Source organism: Streptomyces sp. McG3, assembly GCF_018619185.1.
Lineage (GTDB): Bacteria > Actinomycetota > Actinomycetes > Streptomycetales > Streptomycetaceae > Streptomyces.
Genome location: NZ_JAAXYC010000412.1, coordinates 1 through 5769 on the forward strand (window position 1 = coordinate 1; position 5769 = coordinate 5769).

The 5769-nt window shown below is 72.7% G+C and carries 8 protein-coding genes; 2 read left to right on the forward strand and 6 right to left on the reverse strand.

Annotated elements, in window-relative coordinates:
* Positions 1-124: 124 nt before the first annotated feature.
* The 5 genes from HET64_RS35680 to rpmG all read right to left on the reverse strand — a co-directional run bounded on the left by HET64_RS35680 (position 125) and on the right by rpmG (position 3772).
* Entirely contained in the window at positions 125-1738 is a 1614-nt protein-coding gene (locus tag HET64_RS35680; RefSeq protein WP_215111395.1) for an MFS transporter, read from the reverse strand.
* 79 nt (positions 1739-1817) lie between these two features.
* A complete protein-coding gene (rpsR, locus tag HET64_RS35685) occupies positions 1818-2066 on the reverse strand; it encodes a 30S ribosomal protein S18 (RefSeq protein WP_215111396.1) in 249 nt (82 codons plus the stop codon).
* Positions 2067-2142: 76 nt separating this feature from the next.
* Positions 2143-3297, reverse strand: a complete 1155-nt coding sequence (locus HET64_RS35690) for a GTP-binding protein (RefSeq protein WP_215111397.1) — start codon at positions 3295-3297, stop codon at positions 2143-2145.
* Complete coding sequence (locus HET64_RS35695) at positions 3294-3548, reverse strand: type B 50S ribosomal protein L31 (RefSeq protein WP_107414521.1); 255 nt, start codon at positions 3546-3548, stop codon at positions 3294-3296. The genes HET64_RS35690 and HET64_RS35695 overlap by 4 nt, the downstream gene beginning before the upstream one ends.
* A gap of 59 nt (positions 3549-3607) precedes the next feature.
* Positions 3608-3772 carry a 50S ribosomal protein L33 gene (gene rpmG, locus HET64_RS35700; protein WP_003964410.1) on the reverse strand — a complete coding sequence of 55 codons (165 nt, stop codon included), beginning with the start codon at positions 3770-3772 and terminating at the stop codon, positions 3608-3610.
* Between the two features lie 69 nt (positions 3773-3841).
* Between rpmG and rpmB the strand changes: the two genes are divergently transcribed.
* On the forward strand, positions 3842-4078 hold the full coding sequence (gene rpmB, locus HET64_RS35705) for a 50S ribosomal protein L28 (protein WP_030584778.1): 237 nt from the start codon (positions 3842-3844) through the stop codon (positions 4076-4078).
* Positions 4078-4383: a 30S ribosomal protein S14 gene (gene rpsN, locus HET64_RS35710; protein WP_215111398.1), complete on the forward strand. Its 306-nt coding sequence runs from the start codon at positions 4078-4080 to the stop codon at positions 4381-4383. Before rpmB ends, rpsN begins: the two co-directional genes overlap by 1 nt.
* A 69-nt stretch (positions 4384-4452) precedes the next feature.
* On the opposite strand, the gene HET64_RS35715 is transcribed toward rpsN, so the two are convergent.
* Positions 4453-5730 carry a hypothetical protein gene (locus HET64_RS35715; RefSeq protein WP_215111399.1) on the reverse strand — a complete coding sequence of 426 codons (1278 nt, stop codon included), beginning with the start codon at positions 5728-5730 and terminating at the stop codon, positions 4453-4455.
* Between the last annotated feature and the right edge of the window lie 39 nt (positions 5731-5769).

Below are 5769 nucleotides of genomic sequence, written 5' to 3' on the forward strand. Positions count from 1 at the left end.
CACGCCCCCCCGTTCACGACGACCGGGAGTCATGCGGCCGCCCCAGCCGTTTCCGCCGCGGCCGGCGGCGACCCGCCCCGGTCGGTTCGTCACCGGACCCGCCCGAGTCCGGGCGGGCCTCTCGCTAACCGGAGGACTCCTGCGTCACCCGGGTCCCCGGATGGCGCAGCGAGATCAGGAAGGCCGCGGCCAGGGCGATGGCCATCCCGTAGAACACCCACTGGTTCGCTTCGGCGAAGTCCATCCGGATCGCCGACATCGAGTCCCGTACGGTCTCGGCCACCGGTCCCGAGCCGGACGGTCCCCGGGAGTCCGCCTGACCGGTCACCGACTGCGCGACGGACTCGGCGGCATCGTGCGACGCACCGTCCGGTACGCCCTTGTCCCGCAGGGTCCCGTCCACCTCGGTGATCGTCCTGTGGGTCAGCACGCTGCCGAACACGGCCAGCCCGATGCTGGCCGCGAAGTTGCGTACGGTCTGGGTGATGCCGGTGACCTCGCCGTAACTGGCGTCGATCGCCCGGTTCACGGCGTCGGTCGAGGCCGGTGCCAGCAGCAGTCCGATACCCGCGCCCGCCATCGCCGCGTACAGCCACTGGTCGTGCATGGAGAGCGTGGTCAACTTCCCGGCCCACAGGGCGAATCCGACCGCACCGAGCGCCGTGCCGAGCTTCATCGCGGGGCGCGCGCCGCGCTTGTCGAGGATCCGGCCGCCCCACTGGGAGGCGAGCCCGAAACCGATGAAGAAGTACAGGAGGTACAGCGCCGCCTGGTTCGGCGACGCGCTCAGCGAGACCTGCGCGTACACGGAGGCGAAGAAGAACACCGGGACGAACGCCATCATGGCGAAGAACAGCACGGCGTTGTCGACGCGGAACGCCAGGTCGCGGAAGACTCGCAGGTTGATCAACGGGAAGCGGGTGCGCAGTTCCAGTCGGCAGAAGGCCGCCAGAACCAGCAGACCGCCCGCGATGCACGCCCAGGTGGCGACACTGTCCCAGCCCCAGGTCGACGCCTGTTGCAGCCCCAGCACCGTCAGCCCCATGCCGACGGCGACGAGCGCCGCTCCGGGCAGATCCAGGGGCTCGCGGCGGGTCCGGTCCGGGATGCGGGCCAGGACCGCCAGCACGACGGCGATGACGGCTACGGGGACGTTGACCCAGAAGATCGCCCGCCAGGTCCATCCGGTGAGCCAGCCGCCGAGCAGCGGCCCGACCGCGGTGAGCGCCCCGGACACCCCGAAGAACAGGGCCAGGGCCCGTCCGCGCCGGTCCACCGGGAACACGGCGATGACGACGGCGAGCGCGGCAGGGAACATCAGGGCCGCGCCGATGCCCTGGACGGCGCGGAAGCCGATCAGCCAGGCCTGCGCGAAGTCCCCGGAGGGCACCGCACCGCACAGCGCGGAGGCGATGACGAAGACCAGCGTGCCGATCAGCATCACGCGGCGGTGCCCGAAGATGTCGGACAACCGCCCGCCCAGGGCGAAGAAGGCTGCCAGCGTCAGCAGGTAGGCGTTGACGACCCACTGCATCTGCGAGGAGGTGAGCCCGAGTTCGTCGATGATGTCCGGGGCCGCGATCGCCACGATGGTCTGGTCGATGAACGTCATCGACACGGCGAACAGCATGGCCGTGAGAGCGAGGCCCTGGTTCGGCGGGCCGCCCCGCCGCCCCGCTGTTCCCGGCTCCGACGATCCAGGACTCTGGGTGCCCCTTTCGGGGTTGTCTCTGCCCATGGGTCCATGTTCGCCGGGCTGCCGCCGTGGTGCATCCCGAGCCGCGGGTGCGCCCCGTCCCGGCGGCGCGTCGCGATCGCTACTTGCCCGCCGCGGATCCGGTGTACGGCAGCAGGGCCATCTCGCGGGCGTTCTTGATGGCCGCGGCCATCTGCCGCTGCTGCTGGGCGCTGATCCGGGTGACCCGACGGCTGCGGATCTTCCCGCGGTCGGAGATGAACCTCCGCAGCAGATCGGTGTCCTTGTAGTCGATGTACGTGATCTTTGCTGCGTCCAGGGGGTTCGGCCGGTTCTTGAGCGGCTTGCGGGGGTCCTGCTGACGTGCCATGGGACTTCCTCGTGCTCGGTGTGGGGGTGGTTGTTCGGGTTGCGGGTTGTGCGGTACGTGGGACGGGGTGCGGGCGTCAGTGGACCGGGTCGAGGAGTGCGTCGAACGCGGCGGGCAGGTTCTTCCACGTCTCCCGACCGGAGCCGTACTCCTCGTCCGTGAGCAGGCAGGAGTCCAGCAGGCCGGTCAGGCCGTCGCGGTCGAGGCCGGGGGAGACGAAGACCAGGTGCTGGCAGCAGTCGCCGTGCTCCGGGTGCCAGTCCAGCGCGGCGGCCGCCCGTCGGTAGGGCGGCACCATGGACCAGGCGGCGTCCGGGAGTGAGGCGAGCCAGGGGCCGGTGTTCTCCACGCAGAGCGCGCCGCCCGCGGCATCCCAGGACAGCAGGGTGTCGGGCCTGTCCGCCAGCCAGAACCGGCCCCGGCTGCGGGCCGCCGCGCAGCTCAGGTCCTCCAGCGCGTCGAGCAGGCGCTCGGGGTGGAAGGGGCGGTGCCGCCGCCAGACGAGCGTGCCCACCCCGGCCTCGTCGGCCTCCTGCGGAAGCAGCGCACAGGCCGGGTGCTGGCCCGCGTCCGCCGCCTCCACATCGAATCCCGCGAAGGCGAGCCGGGCCAACTCGGCCGATCTGGGAGCGGCCTGGCGGGCCGTCGGGTTCAGCTGCCGGATCAGGGCGCGGTCCTCGTCGTCGGCCGCCGGGCTCGGCGTCACTGCCAGGACGGGCGCGTACTCCACCTGCCGGGCCCAGGTGTCGCCGATGGTCCGCCGGTCGGCCGGCGCCGCCGCGAGACCGGCCTCGGCCAGATCGTCGCCGTTGGAGAGGCAGGGCAGGACGAGAGTGGGGTCGACGGCCGCGAACACGTTGGTGACCTCGGCGGCGCTGGTGTGCGCGGCGATCACCTCGGCCATGGACTTCGGCTCGACGGAGTCCCAGAGCTCCAGGACGGCGAGGCGGGTCCGTCCGTCCCCCGCGAGACGTTCGAGTTCGGGGACGAGGTCCTCGCGCAGCGCGCAGCAGGCGCACGCGTTGACCAGCGGCGTCTCGCCGGAATCCAGCTCGCCGCCGGAATCCCGCAGGGAGCGACGTACGGTCCCGCCGGTGGCCGTGGAAAGGTCGTGGTGCAGCGCGACGCTGTACGGGACGTCCCGCAGCAGACCTTCCACCACGTCGCGGCGCGCTTCGGAGTGCAGGCCGCAGACGATGACGACGGGCAGTTTCGTGCGGTGCTCGGTCACCGTCCCTCACCACGTCCGTAGCGGCGTTCGAAGCGCTCCACGCGTCCGGCGGTGTCCAGGACGCGCGCGGTGCCGGTGTAGAAGGGGTGGCTCGCGGAGGAGATCTCCACGTCGACCACCGGGTAGGTGTTGCCGTCCTCCCAGGTGACGGTGCGGTCGCTGGTCATGGTCGAGCGGGTCAGGAACGCGAAGTCGGCGGCCTTGTCGCGGAAGACGACGGGGCCGTAGGAGGGGTGGATTCCGGGCTTCATGAAGGTGTCCTCGGGGTCGGGTCCGGGTCGTGTGCGGGGAAGGCGGGGCCTGGCCGGCCTCAGCGCTCCTCGCGGAAGTCGACGTGGCGGCGGGCGACCGGGTCGTACTTGCGCAGCACCATTCGGTCGGGGTCGTTCCGCCGGTTCTTGCGGGTGACGTAGGTGTAGCCGGTCCCCGCGGTGGAGCGGAGCTTGATGACCGGGCGTACTTCGTTGCGAGCCATGGGCGCTACTATATGGCAATGGTTTCCATTTTCAATAATGGATGCATCGAAGGAGAGGCAGGTAACCCCATGTCCGCCCACTGCCAACTGACCGGCTCGAAGCCGGGATTCGGCAACAACATCTCCCACTCGCACCGCCGGACGTCCCGACGGTTCGACCCGAATGTCCAGCGCAAGCGGTACTGGCTGCCCGGCGAGGGCCGCTATGTGCGCCTCACGCTGAGTGCTCGGGCCATCAAGACCGTCGACAGCATCGGCATCGAGGCCGCGGTCGCGCGCATCCGTGCGCGGGGAGGGAAGGTCTGATGGCGAAGAAGAGCAAGATCGCGCGGAACGACCGGCGCCGGGAGACCGTCGACCGCTACGCCGCCCGCAGGGCCGAGCTGAAGGAGATCATCCGCCGGCCAGGTACGCCGGAGCGCGAACGGGCCGCGGCCGCAGAGGAGTTGCGGCGTCAGCCGCGCGACGCCGGCGCCACGCGGGTGCGCAACCGTGACAGCGTCGACGGCAGGCCCCGGGGGTATCTGCGCAGGTTCGGGCTCTCCCGGGTCCGGATGCGTGAGCAGGCCCACGCGGGGTTCCTTCCGGGGGTGACCAAGTCCTCCTGGTGAAGGCGGTCCGGGCGCCGGGGCGGGTGGTGGTACGGCGGTCGCGCCGCGCCACCACCCGCTACGCGTCCCTCAGCGGCCGACCGGGTCGGCCTCCGCCCCGTCCCCGGGGGTGAGGAGGGTGAGGTGCCCGCCGTCGTCCAGGGGGGTCGGGACGGTCAGGGTCGTGAGCAGGTCCGCCCGGTCCGCGTCGAAGACGTGGACCTCGCCATGGCCTCCCCGGCTGACCGCGACCAGGCCCCCGCCGGGTGAGGCGGCGACGGCCCGCCGCTGCACGCCGTCCCAGGGGGTCCCGCCGGGCCGGGGCGCACCCGACATGGCCGGCAGGGGCAGGCGCTCGGCGACCTCCGGGCGGCATCCGGCGACCGGGGGTGCGGCGAGCAGGACGAGTTCGTCGCCGTCCGGGTGGACGCGGGTGTACGCGATGTGACGGGCGGTCACCGCGAGCCGGAAGACCAGCCCGGGTCCCAGGTCCAGCCGGCCCGTGACGCCTGTGTCGAGGTGGTGCCACCAGGCGTCGTTGGACCACTCCGGCCATTGCCCGGGGTCGCCGGGTCCGCCACGCACGCAGGACCAGAGCATCCGCCGCACGGGGTCGAGCCGCAGGTAGTGACCGCGCCCGCCGGAGCGCCCGTCGGCGGACCAGGGCAGGGGTGCCTCGCCGACGAGGTCGTCCCCCTCCCGCCGTGCGCGATGCACCCCCGACCCCGCGGCGGCGAACACCCGGCCGGTGAGCGGGTCGTGGGCGTCGCCGTGTCCGTCGTCGTCCGGCAGGGCGATCCGCCGGAAGGGGACCGCCGGAGGGCACGCGGGGGCCGAACGCATCAGATCGTGGTGCCGGTGGACCAGCAGCTCGCCCGGCTCCCGGTGGCGCAGCACCACGAGCGAGGACGGCCCGCCGAGGACCGTGACCCCCGGCTCGCCCGTCCGCCCCCGTACGCGTACGGCGACGGCGCCGTCCGGTGCGTCGAGGTCGACGGCCGTCAGGAGCCCGGTCCAGGCCTCCTCGTTGCGGCCTAGGCCGGTGGTCACCGCGAGGCGCCGCCCTCCCGGGTCCGCCGCCAGGTGTTCGGCGGGGACCGCGACCGGTATCCGCCGCCGGACCAGCGGCCGGCCGGCGCCGGGGCCGTACGGGTCGAGGACCAGCAGCTCGCCCGCCCGGTCGTCCACGCAGGCGGTGAGGCCCTCCGGCAGCGGGAGGAACCCCGCGTGCTCGGCGAGGTGCCGGTGGTTCAGCGCGGCGCGCTCCGTGCCGTCCGGCAGGTCCAACAGGCTGACCCGGCCGGCGACATGGTCGGAGACCAGCAGGCGCGGCGGCGCGTGGGGCGAGGGGTGCGGGGACTGCGGCATGGCGAACTCCTGCGGTCGGCGGGGTCATGGGGGCTGCGG

Excerpts from the sequence above, each read along its gene's own strand:
- HET64_RS35680 (WP_215111395.1), bottom strand. The coding sequence starts at position 1,738 with ATGGGCAGAGACAACCCCGAAAGGGGCACCCAGAGTCCTGGATCGTCG.
- rpsR (WP_215111396.1), bottom strand. The coding sequence starts at position 2,066 with ATGGCACGTCAGCAGGACCCCCGCAAGCCGCTCAAGAACCGGCCGAAC.
- HET64_RS35695 (WP_107414521.1), bottom strand. The coding sequence starts at position 3,548 with ATGAAGCCCGGAATCCACCCCTCCTACGGCCCCGTCGTCTTCCGCGAC.
- rpmG (WP_003964410.1), bottom strand. The coding sequence starts at position 3,772 with ATGGCTCGCAACGAAGTACGCCCGGTCATCAAGCTCCGCTCCACCGCG.
- rpmB (WP_030584778.1), top strand. The coding sequence starts at position 3,842 with ATGTCCGCCCACTGCCAACTGACCGGCTCGAAGCCGGGATTCGGCAAC.
- rpsN (WP_215111398.1), top strand. The coding sequence starts at position 4,078 with ATGGCGAAGAAGAGCAAGATCGCGCGGAACGACCGGCGCCGGGAGACC.
- HET64_RS35715 (WP_215111399.1), bottom strand. The coding sequence starts at position 5,730 with ATGCCGCAGTCCCCGCACCCCTCGCCCCACGCGCCGCCGCGCCTGCTG.